The 18,349-nt window shown below is 45.8% G+C and carries 14 protein-coding genes and 1 tRNA gene; 9 read left to right on the plus strand and 6 right to left on the minus strand.

Annotated elements, in window-relative coordinates:
• Nucleotides 1–326: 326 nt before the first annotated feature.
• Nucleotides 327–413 (minus strand) — tRNA-Leu (locus KT990_RS06830).
• A 167-nt stretch (nucleotides 414–580) separates the two neighbouring features.
• Here KT990_RS06830 and queA point away from each other — a divergent pair.
• The 8 genes from queA to secF all read left to right on the plus strand — a co-directional run bounded on the left by queA (nucleotide 581) and on the right by secF (nucleotide 8,863).
• Nucleotides 581–1,615 carry a tRNA preQ1(34) S-adenosylmethionine ribosyltransferase-isomerase QueA gene (gene queA / locus KT990_RS06835; protein WP_218208517.1) on the plus strand — a complete coding sequence of 345 codons (1,035 nt, stop codon included), beginning with the start codon at nucleotides 581–583 and terminating at the stop codon, nucleotides 1,613–1,615.
• A gap of 15 nt (nucleotides 1,616–1,630) precedes the next feature.
• Nucleotides 1,631–2,659, plus strand: a complete 1,029-nt coding sequence (locus tag KT990_RS06840; RefSeq protein WP_218208518.1) for a hypothetical protein — start codon at nucleotides 1,631–1,633, stop codon at nucleotides 2,657–2,659.
• Nucleotides 2,660–2,716: 57 nt separating this feature from the next.
• Complete coding sequence (locus KT990_RS06845; protein ID WP_005098074.1) at nucleotides 2,717–3,286, plus strand: LemA family protein; 570 nt, start codon at nucleotides 2,717–2,719, stop codon at nucleotides 3,284–3,286.
• A gap of 111 nt (nucleotides 3,287–3,397) precedes the next feature.
• Complete coding sequence (locus KT990_RS06850) at nucleotides 3,398–4,249, plus strand: DUF4303 domain-containing protein (RefSeq protein ID WP_100329834.1); 852 nt, start codon at nucleotides 3,398–3,400, stop codon at nucleotides 4,247–4,249.
• Between the two features lie 119 nt (nucleotides 4,250–4,368).
• Complete coding sequence (gene tgt / locus KT990_RS06855) at nucleotides 4,369–5,499, plus strand: tRNA guanosine(34) transglycosylase Tgt (RefSeq protein WP_005098076.1); 1,131 nt, start codon at nucleotides 4,369–4,371, stop codon at nucleotides 5,497–5,499.
• 101 nt (nucleotides 5,500–5,600) lie between these two features.
• On the plus strand, nucleotides 5,601–5,930 hold the full coding sequence (yajC, locus tag KT990_RS06860; protein WP_005098077.1) for a preprotein translocase subunit YajC: 330 nt from the start codon (nucleotides 5,601–5,603) through the stop codon (nucleotides 5,928–5,930).
• A gap of 51 nt (nucleotides 5,931–5,981) precedes the next feature.
• Nucleotides 5,982–7,880, plus strand: coding sequence for a protein translocase subunit SecD (gene secD / locus KT990_RS06865; protein ID WP_005168609.1), 1,899 nt, complete (start codon nucleotides 5,982–5,984; stop codon nucleotides 7,878–7,880).
• A gap of 8 nt (nucleotides 7,881–7,888) precedes the next feature.
• Nucleotides 7,889–8,863, plus strand: a complete 975-nt coding sequence (gene secF / locus KT990_RS06870) for a protein translocase subunit SecF (protein ID WP_171255744.1) — start codon at nucleotides 7,889–7,891, stop codon at nucleotides 8,861–8,863.
• 47 nt (nucleotides 8,864–8,910) lie between these two features.
• Here secF and KT990_RS06875 read toward each other — a convergent pair whose 3' ends face one another.
• The 5 genes from KT990_RS06875 to cysM all read right to left on the minus strand — a co-directional run bounded on the left by KT990_RS06875 (nucleotide 8,911) and on the right by cysM (nucleotide 15,168).
• Nucleotides 8,911–9,564 (minus strand): hypothetical protein, encoded by a 654-nt coding sequence (locus KT990_RS06875; protein ID WP_218208519.1) that lies wholly within the window; start codon nucleotides 9,562–9,564, stop codon nucleotides 8,911–8,913.
• 100 nt (nucleotides 9,565–9,664) lie between these two features.
• Nucleotides 9,665–11,974, minus strand: a complete 2,310-nt coding sequence (locus KT990_RS06880) for a RelA/SpoT family protein (RefSeq protein WP_218208520.1) — start codon at nucleotides 11,972–11,974, stop codon at nucleotides 9,665–9,667.
• A 44-nt stretch (nucleotides 11,975–12,018) separates the two neighbouring features.
• Complete coding sequence (rlmD, locus tag KT990_RS06885) at nucleotides 12,019–13,395, minus strand: 23S rRNA (uracil(1939)-C(5))-methyltransferase RlmD (RefSeq protein WP_005098083.1); 1,377 nt, start codon at nucleotides 13,393–13,395, stop codon at nucleotides 12,019–12,021.
• 6 nt (nucleotides 13,396–13,401) lie between these two features.
• Nucleotides 13,402–14,220 carry a 3'-5' exonuclease gene (locus KT990_RS06890; RefSeq protein WP_005098085.1) on the minus strand — a complete coding sequence of 273 codons (819 nt, stop codon included), beginning with the start codon at nucleotides 14,218–14,220 and terminating at the stop codon, nucleotides 13,402–13,404.
• A gap of 18 nt (nucleotides 14,221–14,238) precedes the next feature.
• On the minus strand, nucleotides 14,239–15,168 hold the full coding sequence (gene cysM / locus KT990_RS06895; protein WP_005168623.1) for a cysteine synthase CysM: 930 nt from the start codon (nucleotides 15,166–15,168) through the stop codon (nucleotides 14,239–14,241).
• Between the two features lie 366 nt (nucleotides 15,169–15,534).
• Between cysM and KT990_RS06900 the strand changes: the two genes are divergently transcribed.
• The gene (locus KT990_RS06900) at nucleotides 15,535–18,342 is read left to right on the plus strand and encodes an ATP-binding protein (protein WP_218208521.1); all 2,808 of its coding nucleotides are present in this window, start codon (nucleotides 15,535–15,537) and stop codon (nucleotides 18,340–18,342) included.
• Nucleotides 18,343–18,349 lie beyond the last annotated feature (7 nt).

Genomic DNA, 18,349 nt, shown 5'->3' on the forward strand with positions numbered 1-18,349 from the left:
CCTAGTATAAGCAGGAAAATATTTTTCTAAAAAATTTTTGTATTGCTCTTTCCCATGATTTAAATCTTTCCCGCCCATACTCCCTGCCTTTCTCTTTATAAGCACCATATACTTCTTCGCTAAGCCTATTTTTAAACTCATTTAATTTTTGAATCAGTTCAATTTTCTCTACGGTCATACTTAACTCTTTAATTTAAGCTTGATAATTGTTTTATTAAATTAGTGATAACAGTTTCTTCATTATTCATTATAAACTAGTTGTTATATTTTTCATTAGACAATAAAAAACCCCAAGACTGAATGTGCTTGGGGGTTTTTTAGAATTTTGGTCCCGAGGGTCGGACTCGAACCGACACGTCATCTCTGACAGCGGATTTTGAGTCCGCCGCGTCTACCAATTTCACCACCTCGGGAGTGGATGAAAGGTATAATACGCGATTTCTCGGCACTGTCAACGCAGAATATTTACATTTGTTTATTTTTAAAACAAATGGCATTTTTTCGTTTTAAAATCGAGCAATTCCCACCATAAAAAAGAAAAAAGTTTATACTAGCCGCAGTTTTTTTAGCGTAAATCATCATGCAACTTTCTGATTTTAATTTTGATCTCCCCGATGAGCTGATTGCTCGCTATCCTCTGGAAACACGCAGTGCCTCTCGCCTGCTGCACCTCGACGCACACGGTCAATATCACGACCATCAATTTACCGACATTCTGGACTTGCTTGAAGACGGCGACTTACTGGTATTAAACGACACCAAAGTCATGAAAGCACGTCTAAAAGGCAAACGTGCCTCAGGCGGTGCGGTAGAAGTACTAGTTGAGCGCATGATGGATCAGTTCATTGCACATTGTCATATCAAGGCCAGCAACTCACCGAAAGCCGGTGCAGAACTGTTTATTGGCCCAGATGCAGTGAAAGTGACCGTGCAAGGTCGTCATGAAAATCTGTTTATTGTGGAATTTTCACAGCCGATTTTAGACGTCTTAGACAAATATGGCGCCCTACCCATTCCGCCCTATTTCAACCGTGAAGCAGAAGAAATTGATACCGAACGTTATCAAACTGTGTTTAATGATCCAACCAAGCTGGCCAGTGTCGCAGCACCTACGGCTTCTCTGCATTTCGATGAAGACTTATTGAAAAAGTTAGCAGCCAAAGGAATTCAGACCACCTTTGTCACACTACATGTGGGCGCAGGTACATTCTTACCAGTCCGCACTACCGATATTGAAAATCACATCATGCACAGCGAATGGTGTCAGGTGTCCGATGAGTCGATGGAACTCATCAAAACAACTAAAGCGCGTGACAATAAAGTCATTGCCGTTGGTACAACGGCTACCCGTGCCACAGAAAGTGCGGCGCAGGCCAATGGCGGTGAGCTGAAAGGCTGGACCGGTGATACCCAGATTTTCATTTATCCGGGTTATCAGTTCAAAGTGGTCGATCGTCTGATTACCAATTTCCATTTACCGGAATCGACCCTGCTGATGCTGGTTTCTGCCCTATCCAATCGTGACAACATTCTGAATGCTTACAAGCATGCAGTAGACAGCCACTATCGCTTCTTCAGTTATGGCGATGCCATGCTGATTGATCAGGCACAATAGCGAGAATAGCTGCCCATGCCGATCGAGTCTGTACAACAGTCCATTCATATTCGCCGCAAGAAAAATGCAGTGGTGTTTCAGAATATCGCCCGGCTGTGGGATTTGGGCCGTCAAGCCAAGAGTCATCAAGACCTGCTGGACGGATTGCATCCCTGGAATGGCCCGATAACGCTAAAATTTGAAAATAATCTGCCATTGGCGCTGGCTGGTATTGGTTTGTTGCTCATCGTCAGCATTTTTATTGCACCGGAAAATATCTGGATTCAAAGTGGCGTTTTTCTGGGCGGTCTGCTGCTGTTCTGGGCCTATCTTTGCTATGAGCAACAACAACCATTAGATGAAGTTATTGGCTTTCTGGAAGATGCAGCACTGGCCAAAAAATATCAGCTTGCCTTTCAGCAACAGCCACAGCATATTTCAATTCCTTTAAATCCCCTGCATTTTATTGGACATTTAAAACGTTTATTCCCCTTATTCAATCAAGGTTCTTTGAGTAATGAGATTACACGTTATGCCAGCACGGTATGGGAAGATGAAAACGGCCAGCAACATCAGGTGCTGCTGTTTCAATATCACTATATTGATGAAGTACAGGTTCGCAACAAGCAAGGGCAGCCGGTTAAATTAATGCAGGTTCACAAAGACCTTTGGGGCGTGTTTGTCTTTGATATCCAGATTCAGGGACTGGCGGTCACGACTTCTCGACGTAAATTTTATTATCCTTATAGCCATCCCTGGCATAGTAGCGATATTCGTACCAATCAACGCTTAAGCTTTTATGGCAGTGATCCGATGCAAACCGCCAAATTACTCAGTCCGGGTTTTGTACTGCGTCTGGCCGATTTTTTTGCACAGCGTCAGGGGGATTTACTGTTTCATCCGGAAAATCGGATGCTCTGCTATCTGGGGCCTCATGATTTATTTCAGGTGTCGAGCAAGCATCGTCATATCAATGATATTTCGACATTTCGCGGCCATCTCAGAACGTTTAAATTAAGACAACTCGAACAGTTACAACATGATCTTGTGCAGTTTTTAAAATAACTGCTTTTTTTTAAATCAATATTTTCAGAATATAAATATGAATTGGGGATATCTCGCATGGGATTTTTGGTTTTATGTTTGATCATTATTGCGCTGATTGTGCTGATCATTATGATCCGCAACAGTATTGTCCGTCATCACAACGCGACGATTCGCGCCTGGTCGGATGTTGCCAGTTATGAACGGCAGAAACTGAAAATTCTGGATGGACTGCAGCCGCTGGTCGAGCAATATTCTTCTTTTGAAAAAGGCACACTGGAAAAAGTCACCGAACTGCGTCAGAACATCATGAATTTAAATATCAACGATGCCGACATTTCTCAGTTACAGCGCATTGAAAGCCTGAACAAACAACTCATGCATAGCCTCAATGTAGTGGTTGAAAACTATCCCGAGCTAAAAGCCAATGACATTTATCTGAAAATGATGGCTGAAATTGAAGAACAGAATGAAAATGTCGGTGCGGCAATTACCATTTATAATCGCAATGTGGAACTGTTTAATAACCAGATCCAGATTTTCCCACACAATGTGATTAATAATATGCTGTTAGGAAAAAAAGCAGTTCGCCCTTTTCGCGATCAGAGCGCAACCCAGAGTTTTGACTATCGTCCAAATTTTCACTGAGCAACTATCTCATCTGATCGACTTTCTCATCCTGGCGTACTCAACTTATAATAAAATGCCCCAGGATGAAGCTACACCTTTATAAAACCAATAAAATAAAGAATAAAAATTATGCTGAATTATGTAGAGCGCTTAGAGCAGACGCTGGTGGAAGAATTTTATCCGCTTTATGACCATTATCAGGACGATGGAATCTATGCCTGTAGTCTGGTCTTTGACGAATTTTTACTGCTGGATGATCTGGCTATTTCGACTGAGTGCAGTATTTTTAAAGATCCGGAAGATCAGCGGCAATATCTGGCTAAACAAGATCGCTGGAATGTCCCAAAATGGCGTTATCGGGCACAAGCTGCGCCCGACTCCGGACTGATCCCGTTCAAAACTTTGCTGGCCGATTATTTTAAAACCCAGCATAGTTTTGGTCATCCGCTATTGGGACAGCAACAGCTCCACACAACACATCTGGACTTATTACTGCAAACGTTCAAACAGGCCAAATATCGCCTCTCCGAAGCCTATGGTCTGGATCTGGGCAATATACTTTTTTTCCTGAGCCTGCCAAACCAAGTCGAATTTGAGCGCCGATCTGCACTGGAAATCAACCCAGAAAGCGCCTTATTGCAAAACTTTTTAGTCTCCCGACATGCCCAGCCTTTTTCTGAAATCAGCAAGCGATTAAAACTCTCGCAAAATGACAAGGACATTCTGATTGATCTGGAACAAATGCTGGTGATGGAGCCTTATGATTATCTGCAAGTGGCGCACGATGCCTATTTGCTGACCTTGGAATCCTACTTTATCGACAGCAATATCTATATCCAGAAACTGATCCAGCATATCGCTGCCATGGCCTCTGAGCCGGATGGCAGCTGTGCTCTTAGCCGGGAAGATATCCAGCAGCGCTTGCAACAGTTTTCTGCAAATTCGACTATTTCACCTGATCTTGCATTTATTCAACGATAAATAAAATTACAGAGCGAATGCTCTACAATGCTGGCGTTTAGCGTAAGAATCAAGGAAAATAGCGCCCTTTAGCTATGAACTAGCAGCGAACTGTTTTTTCGCCTGGATGTGGAACTCCTATGAAGTTTGAAAAATTAGGTCAGTCGGGTCGCGCCCGTCGTGGTCGTTTAACGCTTGAACATGGTGTGGTTGAAACCCCGATGTTTATGCCTGTCGGCACTTACGGCACGGTGAAAGGCCTGTTGCCGCGTGATATTAAAGAGATCAAGTCTCAAGTCATTTTGGGCAATACCTTCCATTTGTATTTACGTCCAGGACTCGATGTGATTCGTGAACATGGTGGCCTGCACGAATTTATGAAGTGGAATAATCCCATTTTGACAGATTCCGGCGGCTTCCAGGTGTTCAGTCTGGGCGCAATGCGTAAAATTAAAGAAGAAGGTGTCACCTTCCGCTCACCCATCGATGGTTCAAAAGTATTTTTATCGCCTGAAATTTCAATGGACATTCAGCACACGCTGAACTCTGACATTGTGATGATTTTTGATGAATGTACGCCCTACCCTGCGACGCATGAAGAAGCGCAAAAATCCTTGCAACTGTCTTTGCGCTGGGCGAAGCGCTGTAAAACCCAACATCATGAGGTTCTGAAAAACCGTAATGCACTGTTTGGGATTATTCAGGGTGGCATGTATGAAGACTTACGTGAAGAATCGTTAAAAGGCCTGCTGGATATTGACTTTGATGGTTACGCGATTGGCGGTCTGTCCGTTGGCGAGCCTAAAGAGGAAATGATCAAGGTACTGGATTATCTTCCAGAACAAATGCCGGCAGATAAACCGCGCTATTTGATGGGTGTCGGCAAACCTGAAGATATTGTGGAAGCGGTGCGCCGTGGTGTCGATATGTTTGACTGCGTGATGCCAACCCGAAATGCACGTAATGGTCATTATTTTGTCACAGATGGTCTGGTACGGATCCGTAATGCGAAATATCGTCACGATCAAAGCCCGCTTGATCCACATTGCGATTGCTATACCTGTACCAACTTCACTCGTGCTTATTTATTCCACCTCGAAAAATGTGGGGAAATGCTCGGTTCGATGCTCGGTACCATTCATAACTTGCGTTATTACCTGCGCTTGACTGAATCCATGCGTGATGCCTTGGACAACGGTACATTTGATGCGTTTGTGCAGGACTTTTATGCCCGTCGTGGCCTGGAAGTACCCCCTTGCCCGCAAGATTAATCCATCAGCATTTGCGCTGAGGAAAAAGACAATGTAAATTGCAAGAATATGTCAATTTATTATCAAGTTGATCACCAGTTTTTTTATTTTAGGAAAATGTAATGAGCCTTTTTATTTCGACTGCTCACGCTGCAGGTGAAGCTGCACAACAACCCAGCATGATGGCGAACCTTTTGATGATTGCGGTTTTTATTGCAATCTTCTATTTTTTGATCTGGCGCCCTCAATCTAAACGTGCCAAAGAACATCGTGCTTTGGTTGAAAGCCTTGGTGTTGGCAGTGAAGTCGTTTTTGCAGGCGGATTAATGGGCAAAATCACCAAGATTGAAGGTGACTTCGCAGTGGTTGAATTGAACCGTGGCGTAGAAGTTAAAGTTCAGCGTGCGAGTGTGATTTCAGTCCTTCCTGAAGGCACTTTAAATAACCTTTAATCAAAAATAGTCGTGCCCTTGCACGACTTTTTCATTTTAAGAAGAAAATAAATGCGTTACCCAGCATGGAAATATGTACTGATTCTAGTTGTACTAGTCATCAGTACCTTATATGCCCTGCCAAGTTTGTATCCAGATGAACCTGCTGTACAGATTTCGGGTGCCAAAGCCGGTACTCAAATTGATGCAAGCATCGTACAAAAAGCAGAGCAAATTTTAACAACTGAAAATATTGCCACCCATGACAATAGCTTTAGCAACAATGCTGCCTTATTACGTGTAGATTCAAGTGAATTGCAACTTAAAGCCAAAGAAGCTTTACGTCGCGGATTAGGTGATGATTACGTGGTTGCATTGAACCTTGCCCCGACCACGCCGGAATGGCTGCAAAAAATTGGTGCCAAGCCAATGAAGCTGGGTCTGGATTTACGTGGCGGTGTTCACTTCTTACTCGAAGTGGACATGGACAAAGCGATTGCGCAGCGCATGGAAACCTCTGCGACAGACCTACGTCGTCAGTTGCGTGATAACAACCTGAAATTTAATAGCCTGAACTTAAGCAGCAACACCATTGTGGTGCAGTTTGCCAGCAATGATGATCGTGCTGCAGCGATGGACTTCTTGCGCCGTAATGGCAATGAGTTTACCCAGCAGGCTGTTGCGACTGATACCGGTTCGACTTTACGTTTGACTTATACTGATGTACGTAAGCAAGAAATCGAGTCTTATGCAGTCAACCAGAACTTGACCACGTTACGTAACCGTATTAACGAGTTAGGTGTGGCAGAAGCACTGGTGCAAACCCAGGGCAGCAACCGTATTGTGGTTGAATTGCCGGGTGTACAGGATACTGCAGAAGCAAAACGTGTCTTGGGTCGTACCGCAAACCTTGAGTTTCGTCTGGTTTCTGACCTGAATGATCAATATATTGATCCATATACCGGTCAGGCGACTGGCACATTGCCACCAGGTACAGAAGTATTCGCTTATGAATCCCTGGACAGTGGTCGTCAGCTGCTTTTGAACCGCAACCGGATCTTGACTGGTGAACGTGTTCAGAATGCATCTTCTGGCTTTAGTCAGGACACCGGCGGTGCTGAAGTCAACATTACGCTAGACAGCGCAGGCGGCAAACTGATGTCGGATGCGACCCGTAATGCGGTTGGCAAACGTATGGCGGTACTGTTCATCGAGAACAAACAGCGCATTAGCTATGTGGAAGACCCTGCGACCGGTACTCAAACTGAAGTTCGTACCCCATATACTGAATCTGTCGTGATTAATGCTGCAACTATTCAGGCGGTACTCGGCTCTCAGTTCCGTATTACTGGTCTGGATTCTCCGCAGGAAGCTGCTGAACTTGCCTTGATGCTACGTGCAGGTGCTTTGGCTGCACCAATGTACTTTGTCGAAGAACGTGTGATTGGTCCAAGTCTGGGTCAGGAAAACATCGACAAAGGGGTACTTTCAACGCAAATCGGCTTCATTCTGGTGGCGATCTGGATGGTGGTATTCTTCCGTCTGTTTGGTGTGATTGCCAACTTTGCTCTGGTCTTTAACCTGGCCATGCTTCTTACCGTCATGTCATGGATTGGTGCTTCTCTGACCCTTCCTGGTATTGCCGGTATCGTGATTACCATCGGTATGGCGGTCGATGCCAACGTACTGATCTGTGAACGAATACGGGAAGAGATGAAATGGGGTGCCTCGCCGAAACAGGCGATCGTGGCGGGTTATGATCGAGCCTATAACACCATTTTTGACTCGAACCTCACCACCTTCCTGGTTGCATTCATTCTGTTCGCGATTGGTACAGGTCCGATCAAAGGCTTTGCCGTGACCCTGATGATTGGTATCGTCTGCTCGATGTTTACTGCCATTACAGTAACCCGTGCCGTGGTACAGATCATTTATGGCAAAAAACGTAACTTGAAAAAGTTGAGCATTTAAGGAGATCGATGATGACTGAAAATACTCAACTGAATCAGAAACAGTATGGTCGCCCTGAAGACGAACGCGTCATTCCGTTTATGAAGATTGCTTTGCCTGCGGCATTGTTGTCTATCTTCTTAACGGTTGCGAGTCTGTTCTTTATTGCCACTAAAGGTCTGAACCTGGGTCTGGACTTTACCGGTGGTGTGGCAGCCGAGCTGAACTATACCAATCCGGTCAAACCGGAGGATGTTTCCAAGGCACTGAGCCAGGCTGGCTTCAACGATGCCGTGGTGCAGACTTTAGGTTCAGAACGCGACCTGATGGTACGTATGCCCGTTCAGGAAGACATTGAAGCTGAAGACCTGACTAAAGCGGTCACAGCAGCGGTTCAGCTGCCAAATAATGCGGCAGAGGTACCGAAGCTTGATGTAGTCGGCGGACAGGTGGGTAATGAGCTGTATGTCCGCTCTGGTGGCGCGGTGGCACTGGCACTCTTGCTGATGCTGGTCTATGTCACCATCCGCTTTGAGCTCAAACTGGCGATCGGTGCAGTACTGTCGCTATTCCATGACATCGTGGTGACCCTCGGGATTTTTGCCATGACGCAGTGGCCATTTGACCTGACGGTACTTGCGGCACTCCTTGCGATCATTGGTTTCTCACTGAACGATAATATCGTGGTCTCTGACCGTATCCGTGAGAACTTCCGTAAGATTCGGGGTGCAGAACCGCTTGAAGTGATTAACATTGCCCTGACCGAAACCTTACGCCGTACCATTCATACCTCTATGACGCTATTGCTGGTTGTTGTTGCAATGATGCTCATGGGTGGTGATGGCCTGAAATGGTTCTCGATTGCGATGTTTGTCGGCGTTTTTGTCGGTACCTACTCTTCAATCTATATCGGGACTGGATTTGCACTTTGGCGTGGTTTAAACCGTCAGGACTTTATCGTACAAGTCAAGCCAGAATTTGAAGACGAAAACCAGATTCCCTAATCTGATATTTCATTTTCATCGTTCAGCCCGTCCTAGGATGGGCTGAATTATTTCTGCTGTTTGAATGTTGAAGTAGCCGGCAGAATCGCAATCACTGGATGGATTTTTTCAATATCTGTTTTTTGGAAAATGACTTTCCGATTTTCATCCAGACTTTGAAATTCATAAGTATCTTGAGCTTCCCCCACCCCCTCCAAAATGAGCTGCAAGCCGTTGGCCAGATACACACAGCACATCCCAAAAACTGGCAACTCTTTATCACAAACCAGCCACCAGTCCGGTTTCAGAATGGGAAAATAATAGCGCTCTGCCACCTGAATCGCATAATGCTGTACTTGCAGATGAAAAATATCTTGATTGAACGAAACCATAGAATCTATGGGATTGAGTTTAAAGGCCTGCTGCTGTACCACCTGCATCTGAAATAAAGCGACCTGTTCTATAGCTGTAGCAAGTTCAATCTTCGGTTCGACCGTCTGATCCAGAATTAAATGAGCTAAGCCAAGTTGCTGTTCCAGTTCTCTTGCCACCTTCTCTCCGATCTGGCGTTTGCTATTCAGTAACTGCGCGATATAAGCAGCAGACAAGCCAAAATGCTCGCAGATCTCTTTGCCGGTTTTAAATTGCTGGGTGTCAATCAGCTGATCAATCACTTTTGTCAGATGATGTCGTCTTCGTTCAAATATTTCTGGCGCACTCATATCGGTCTGTTGATCTATTTTTATCCATTTTGTTCAAATACCTTACAATAAAAAAGCCCACAATTGAATTGCAGGCTTTCTTCAGCTTAGAAATAAAGAATTAAGTGCCCTGTACCAGACGGCGGGCGCTGATAATGCCCGGCTGCTGTTCAAGACGCGCCAGCAGTTTGGAAAGTTGTGCCAGGCCTTTAACTTCAATCAATAGCTTCATATTGGCAATACCGTCCGCTTCCGAAATAGTATTGACCTGACGGATATTGATCTGATCCGAGAAAATCACCTGAGTCAAATCTTTCAGCAAACCACGTCGATCATAGGCTTCCACCACAATCTGTACGCTCTGGCCACGTGTTGGCTGCATTTCCCAGTCGGCTTCTACCGCACGTTCAGGCTCTTGGGTGATCATGCGCACATAGTCCGGACAAGCCACCTTATGAATGCTTACCCCACGATTCAGGGTGATATAGCCAGCGATCGACTCACCATGCACCGGTTGGCAACATTGCGCGACATGCAGCTCTACGTTATCCAGCCCGTCAATCAGAATACCGTGCGCTGACAGCGTATGACTGGCACGCGGATTCAGCGCTGGCTTCAGCACCAGCTCAGGTTCATCCTGATCCAGATGCATATGACGATTCACCTGATTAATCAAGGCATGCAGGCTGATATCACCATTGACCAGATTCACCAGAATGTCATCACCGGTTTTGACATTAAAATGATTGCAATAATCACTCAAATCGATCGATTTTGGATGAATCGCCAGACGTGACAATTCTTTATTCAGCACTTCACGGCCGACTTCCAGGTTTTTACTGCGGTCCTGTTGACGGAACCAGTGACGCAACTTGTCACGCGCACGTGCAGTCTTGATATAACCCAGAGAGTTAACCAGCCAGTCCCGATTCGGCTCACGGTCTTTTTTGGTCAGAATCTCGACCTGTTCCCCGGTTTTCAGGGTATAGGTCAGTGGCACATAGCGCTGATTGACACGCGCCGCATAGCATTTGTTACCAACTTCGGTATGCACATGATAAGCAAAGTCGAGCACAGTTGAATCACGCGGCAACTCTTTGATATCACCATCACGACTAAACACATAAATTTTTTCGAAGCCTTCGAAGTCTTGAATATGTTCGAAGTTTTCGATTTCATCTTCTGCTTCTTTATGTGCACTGGACTCATTGCGTTCCTGATAATGCTCGAGAACTGCGCGTAAGGAATGCAAACGATGGTTAAAAGAATGATCGGTGGTTTTCGCGCCTTCTTTATAATTAAAGTGCGAACACACCCCCAGCTCTGCTTCTTCATGCATGCTGTAAGTACGAATCTGCACTTCAAGTGATTTGTTCTCGGCAATTACAGCCGTATGCAGGGAACGATAGCCATTGGCTTTTGGATTGGTAATATAGTCATCAAACTGATGCGGAATGTGGCGCCAGATCTGATGTACAATCCCTAAACTGTGGTAACACTCCGGTACGCTCTTGACCAATACCCTTAAGGCACGAATATCATAGAGCTGGTCAAAACTCAGGCTCTTGCTTTTCATTTTTCGATAAATCGAATAAATGTGTTTTACGCGTCCGTTAATTTCAGCTTCGATGCCATATTCAGATAATTCATTGCGTAATTTATCAATCACGAATTGAATATATTGCTCTCGCTCTAAACGTTTTTCATTCAGTAAAGAAGCAATTTCTTTATAACGTTCTGGCGCAAGATAACGGAAGGCCAAGTCTTCCAGTTCCCACTTTAACTGGGCGATGCCTAAACGGTGCGCCAGTGGTGAGTAGATCGTCAGAATTTCTCGGGCCACCCGTTCCTGACGCTCACGCGAGGAATTGGTCAGCTCACGCAAGGCATAGGTACGCTCTGCCAACTTCACCAGAACCACACGCACGTCTTCGGTCACTGAAATCAGCATTTTATAAATGCCGGACAGATGTTCACGCTGATTATTATCGAAATGGTCTTCCAGACGTTTATTTTTTTCGATCAGTTCAGACAGTTTACCCATGGCCAGCGTGCCCTTGACCAGGCTATGCACTTGCTCGCCAAACTTCTCTAACACTTCAGTCAGTGGCATGACGCCTTCACGCACCGAACGATAGAGCATGGCCGCGGACAGGGTATCTTCATCGACATGCAGATGTGCCAAAATATCCGCCATCTCAATACCGGTATAAAAGGTATTGGAACGATGCTGAACCGTACTTTGCAGCTCTCTTTCTAATGTTAAGTGGGCGACTTCTTCGAGCTGCTGTAAAGGTGCCCCATCTAATATGCCACGAACCCGATCCAACCACTCAGTCAGATCGTGGTGTGCTTGTTCGGCATGTTCTACAGTCGTCTCCTGTGACAACTCATTGAGTCGTCCAGGGAGTTGCTCACGTACTGTGACCATACCCTTCTCCTACTTGTAAATACATCATTTCTTCAATCGTTCATTTAATTTTCTTTTTCGAACAATGCAATCGATTCAACATGCCCAGTATGCGTGAACATATCCATCACTCCGGCTTGAGTGAGGCGATAACCCTGTTGTACCAAGAGCCCTGCATCTCTTGCGAGTGTCGCAGGATTACATGACACATAAACGATTCTTTTTGCGCCAAACTGAGGAAGATAATGCATGACTTCTTCTGCGCCAGCACGTGGCGGGTCAATCAATAATGCATCAAAACCTTGATTTGCCCAAGTCTGGTGCGAGAAATCTTTGGTTAAATCTTGTGAATAAAAAGCAACTTGGGCAATACCATTATTTTTGGCATTTTCCGCACCGCGTTGCACCATTTCTTCACTCCCTTCCACTGCAATCACCTGACCAGATGTGCCTACACAGCGTGCCAGTGCTAGAGAAAAATTTCCTAATCCACAAAATAGATCCAGAACCCGCTCACCCTGTTGCAGCTGTAGCAAATTACATGCCAGCGCTACCATTTGCGGATTGATAGTCGAATTCACCTGAGTGAAGTCCACAGGATTAAAACCGAATTTCACATCAAAGTCATCAAGACTATAGTGCAAGCGCGCCGCGGCATCTGGAGCATCAATTCGCGAGAGTGTATCTTTGCCGGCAGGCTGCACATACAGTTGCCAGCCTTTCTGTAACGTAAATTCGCGCAATTGGTTGACATCAGCCACTGATAATTTTGCAGTTTCACGCACCAGTAAGGCAATATCCTGATCCCCCATGGCCAATTCTATATGACCAATGTCAGCCTTGCCATTGAGACTTTGCAGCAATTGTTTAAGGCTTGTAAGCGATCCAAATTCACGATCCAGAATCATGCAGCGATCAATCGAGGTTAATTTATTGCTTTGATTCTCACGAAAACCCACCACCAATGTGTCTTTAGCCGGCAGATAACGCACTCCGATCCGGGCTTTACGGCGATAATCTTCACGCTCGGAACGTAGCGGTGCAAGCCACTGCACAGGCTGGATGCCAGCAAAATGCTGTAAATGCGATTTCAGCACATTCTGTTTTAGTTCAATCTGTGCATCGGCTGCGATATGCTGCATATTACAGCCGCCACAGACCCCAAAATGTGCACAGATCGGCTTGACGCGAATTTCGGAAGCTTCGCTGAGTAATTCAAGACTGTCAGCTTCTTCCAGTTTTTTAACTTCACGGGTAATGCGAGCACGCACGGTTTCACCGGGCAAGGCATAACGGATAAAGACTTTCTTGCCGTGTTTATGCGGTGGATGATCCGGGTGTGAACCATAATGAGCGATGCCACGTCCCTCATGCGAAAGTGACTCAACCTGAAAAATGTACTCGGGTTGCTGGGTAGGACGTGTGTGTGCTCGATGCTTCATGAAAACCTAGGATGTGGGAGTTGGAAAATCAAAACGGGTAAAGTCAGTTCTTTGTGACGTTTCACGCCAAACCGATAAAAAGTCCGCATGCTGCGGTTGGGTATGCAAATATTGAATCGTACTGTGCAGCAAATGCTGATAATCCGGCAATAACAGCTGTCCTTTTAACAACAGCCAGCGGATATAGACCAGCCAGGTATTCAGCACATCGCCTTCACAATAAGAGGTCAGTTCGGTCCATTGCTGATTGCGGACATATTCAGGAACCCGATAGGCCCCGTCACCGCGTTTACCCGGATAACCCAGCAAATGTGCAACATCGTCCAGCTTCTGGAAATGACGCGCATGGAACATGGCCATCACATCCATTAAGTCGACATGACGATGATGGTAACGATTCTGGTAGTTATTATAACGCTTTTGCGTGTCAATTTCGCCCTGATCGAATAGACTCGGTGCAGAGAGTCCATGATACATGGCACGGTATAAAATCACCGGTAAATCAAACTGTGAACCATTCCAGCTGACCAGCGTCGGATGACGCTTATCAAAAATCGATAAGAATTTTCTTAAAATTTCCGCTTCAGAATGCTGTTCCCGGCTAAAAGAAAACAGCTTCATGCCCTGCTCATCGATCCATAAACCGGAAATACAGACAATTTCATGCAAGGGCGGACGCTGAAAATCAGAGCCTGAATCCTGACGGCGCAGTTTGGTCAGGGCCTGATCCAGATCTGCTTCAGGCAAGTCCAGACCAAATAAATGCGCGCCTGATTTGAGATCGGTTTGGGTTTCAATATCGAAAGTTAAAACAGGCAGGCGCATAACACAGTGCTCAAATAATTATTCAGAATCTTGCACAGAGAATAACCCTGTAGACAAGTAACGGTCACCACGGTCACAAATAATACACACAATGACGGCATCCGGATGTTCTTCCGCCAGCTTTATGGAAGCCCACACCGCACCACCAGACGAAGTACCAGCACTGATGCCTTCTTTCTGCGCCAGCTTGCGCATGGTTTTTTCAGCTTCAATTTGTGGAATATCAATAATACGATCCACGCGACTGCGGTCAAAAATGGTCGGCAGATATTCTTCCGGCCAGCGACGGATTCCGGCAATGCTTGAACCATCAGATGGCTGTAAACCCACGATCTGAATCTCCGGATTCATTTCCTTCAGATATTTCGAGACACCCATAATAGTGCCGGTGGTACCCATAGAACTGACAAAGTGGGTAATCTTGCCACCGGTTTGCTGCCAGATTTCAGGACCTGTAGTCAGATAATGTGCTTCGACATTATCCGGATTGCCAAACTGATTCAGTACCAGACCCACGCCATCATTTTGCATTTGAGCGGCCAGATCACGTGCACCTTCCATGCCTTGTTCTTTGGTAACTTCAATCAGCTCGGCACCATAAGCACGCATCGCATCCTTACGTTCCTGACTCATATTGTTCGGCATGATCAGCTTCATTTTATAGCCACGCATCGCTGCGACCATCGCCAATGCAATCCCCGTATTTCCGCTCGTTGCTTCAATCAGGGTATCACCCGGCTTGATCTGTCCACGCTTCTCGGCCTGCATGATCATATTATAGGCCGGACGGTCTTTGACCGACCCTGCCGGATTATTGCCTTCGAGTTTCGCGAGTACTGTAGCTTGAGTGTGACTTGCCAGACGCTGTAAACGCACCAGTGGCGTTTTGCCGACATAGTGGTCTAACAAAAATTCATCTGCTTGAAAATCGGGGGTGGTATTACTCATTGTGTGCACCTATATCGAGGTGCGGCTATTGTATGAAAAAATGCTTTTCCCTGCATCCATTTAGCACTGCTTTTTCAGGAAACTCTCTAAAACGGACTCAGTATCCCGCTATAAACTTCATTTCCCTGTGATTTAGCAAGATCAAGCAGCTCAGCTGTGAATATAAAAGCGTTATTTTCAGCCCCGGATTTTCAGACGACTGAAGTCTTCATCGCCCGCTTTTCACTGTATTTCAACAATCATTTAACTGAAATCTCTTGTATTTTTAAAGGTTAATCTGAACCCTTATAAAAATAATGCTTAAATTTTAACTGTCGATTTAAAGCATGCTAATATGCCAGACATAAAGAAAATACTGCTTAAATCATGTCAACGATCAATAAAAAGCTGTTTAAACGCCTACACTTAAATCACGCCTATGGACAGTTGATTGCGCTGATTTTTGTGCCGATTACTATTTTGGCCTGTGTTGGCGCGATGCTGGTGTTGACTGAAACCTCGAATGCCGCACGTGCCCAGCAAAAGCAGATGGCGATTGCCATTATGACGCGTTTTCAAGGCACGTCTGAGTATGCACTGGATATTTTAAGCCTGTATCCCTGGCAATATGATCAGGCCCACAATGCCATGCAGAATATGCTCAATGAAAAGCATCTGGTTCGGGCAGCCATTCTGGATGACAGTGGCAAGAATCGTTTAGGTATCGGCTTTCAGGAACAGGCCGCTTGGCCCGATTTTGATAAAAGCGGTAACTTTATTGGCCCGATTCTGTATAAAGACAATCATATTTATGCCATTAAAGTGAATGAAAACAGTTTCTCTAAAGGCTGGCTGGCAATTGAACTGGATAATCAGCCGCTGGCCATTGCCCGCTACCGGGTATTGATCGTATTGATTGCAACGGGTCTATTAACCTTATTATTGTTATTACTCTGTCTGAACTTTTACTCACGGCGCTGGATTGCACCGATGTATGAAATTCGCATGCAGTTGCAACGCCTGAATGCCGATACCCTCGGCCAGCATATGGTGATTAACAGCACCGGAGAGCTGCGTTTACTACAACGGGATATTGCCAATGTGGTAAAACGTCTGCATTTTAGTTTTCTGGAACTGCGCGAACATACTGAACAGACTGAAGATGATTTACGTCGTACTTTAGATACGCTCGAAGTACAGAATATTACTTACCGTCAGGCACGTGACCAGGCGATTTCAGCCAACCAGGCCAAGTCGGTGTTTCTGGCCAATATTTCCCATGAACTGCGTACCCCACTCAACAGTATTGATGGCTTTATTCATCTGCTCTTGCGTCAGGGCAATCTCAGCAATGAGCAAAGTCTATATTTGCAGACCATTCGTAAATCTTCCGCACATTTACTGGCGCTGATTAATGATGTGCTGGATTTTTCCAAAATTGATGCCGGCAAACTGGAACTGGAAACCGCAGCTTTCGATCTGGAAGAAGCCATTTTTGATGTGATGGACATGCTCTCACCCCTGGCGGCACAAAAACATATTGATATGGCCTTCTACTACGCAGATAGCGTACCGAAACATGTGATTGGCGATGCGCTACGCTTTAAGCAGATTCTGACCAACCTGATTTCCAATGCGATCAAATTCACGCCGGATGGCGAAATCATCGTGCGGGCACGTATGGAACATGAGGGGATCGATCGATGTGTCTTGCATTTTAGTGTACAGGACAGCGGCATTGGCCTGAGTGGTACCGATCGTAAAAAATTATTCGAGTCTTTCTCACAGGGCGATACCTCGGTCACCCGTCAGTTTGGCGGTACAGGACTGGGGCTGGCCATTTCCAAACAGCTGGTCAGCCTGATGCATGGCCAGATTGGTTTTGAAGATAATCAGGAACGTGCCCCAACCGAAAAAGGCTCGACCTTCTGGTTTACTGCGCAGTTCCTGGTCGATGAAGATACTGTAATTGAACATCCAGATTTCAATGAATTGACGGTGGTGTCTTATCTGGCCCATCCGGCAACCGCGAACGTCTTGCGTCATTATCTGGAAAATTATCAGGTCAAGCATATTGAATGCGCATCGATTCTGGATCTGTTTAGCCGCCTGAATCATCTACAGAACTCTGAAAACACCTGGCTCATCGTCGATCATAGTGGCGACAGCGAAGTCCTGTTACGCGAGATCCGCTCGCGTTATCAGGGTCATTTGGCCGTATATGGTTATCAGATGCAACTCGATCCAAGCATGCTGAACGACCATCGTGCCCGTGCTCTGCATCAGCCACTCAGCCGCAGTGCCTTGATTCAGCTGCTGGGCAATCAACCGGTCTTCGATCAGGAACAGCATGAAGACTTTAATGGTCAGGGTCTGCATATTCTGGCCGTCGATGATCATTTGCCCAACCTGATTGTTCTGGAAGCATTACTCGCTGAACTGAATGTCACCACCAGCAAAGCCCTGAGCGGACAGGAAGCGATTGATATCATCCAGCGCCGTTATGAGCAGAAACAGCCAGCTTTTGATCTGGTCTTTATGGATATTCAGATGCCGGTGATGTCGGGAATTGATACCACACGTGCGATTCGCTCACTGGAATCGACCTTTGAAAACCATAACCGACTGCCGATTATTGCCCTGACTGCACATGCGCTGTCAGATGAAAAACATAAGCTGCTGCAAAATGGCATGGATGATTATGTCACCAAGCCGATCCAGATCGAGCAGATTGTGCAGATTCTGACCCACTGGACCACCGAACATTTTAAACGGCTTCCAGTGCTGGAACGCGCCCATGTGATTGATGCACTGGATCCGAATATTCTGGACTGGCAGCAAAGCCTGCAACTGGCAGCCAATAAGGAAGATCTGGCAGTAGACCTGTTGCGCATGCTGGTCGACAGTTTTGCCGATGAACTCACTGAAATGCAGCAGTTAATTGAGCTGGAAGATTTCCCGCAACTGGAACATGTCTTGCATCGTTTATATGGTGCAACCCGCTATGTCGGCGCACCAACTTTACAGAAAGTCACGGGCAGATTTGAACAGTTCGTTTCAACCCTGCGCAAAGAACGTCGCAAGGCCGACGAAAACTTTGTTCAAGACGTGCTGAAACATTTTGATGAACTTAAAGCCGTGGTCGAACAAGTTGAACAGGCCGCCCAGCAAATTCTGAAACAACATTTGAATTAAAACTTGA

Origin of the sequence: Acinetobacter sp. F9, from assembly GCF_019195275.1 — a bacterium.
Lineage (GTDB): Bacteria > Pseudomonadota > Gammaproteobacteria > Pseudomonadales > Moraxellaceae > Acinetobacter > Acinetobacter pseudolwoffii.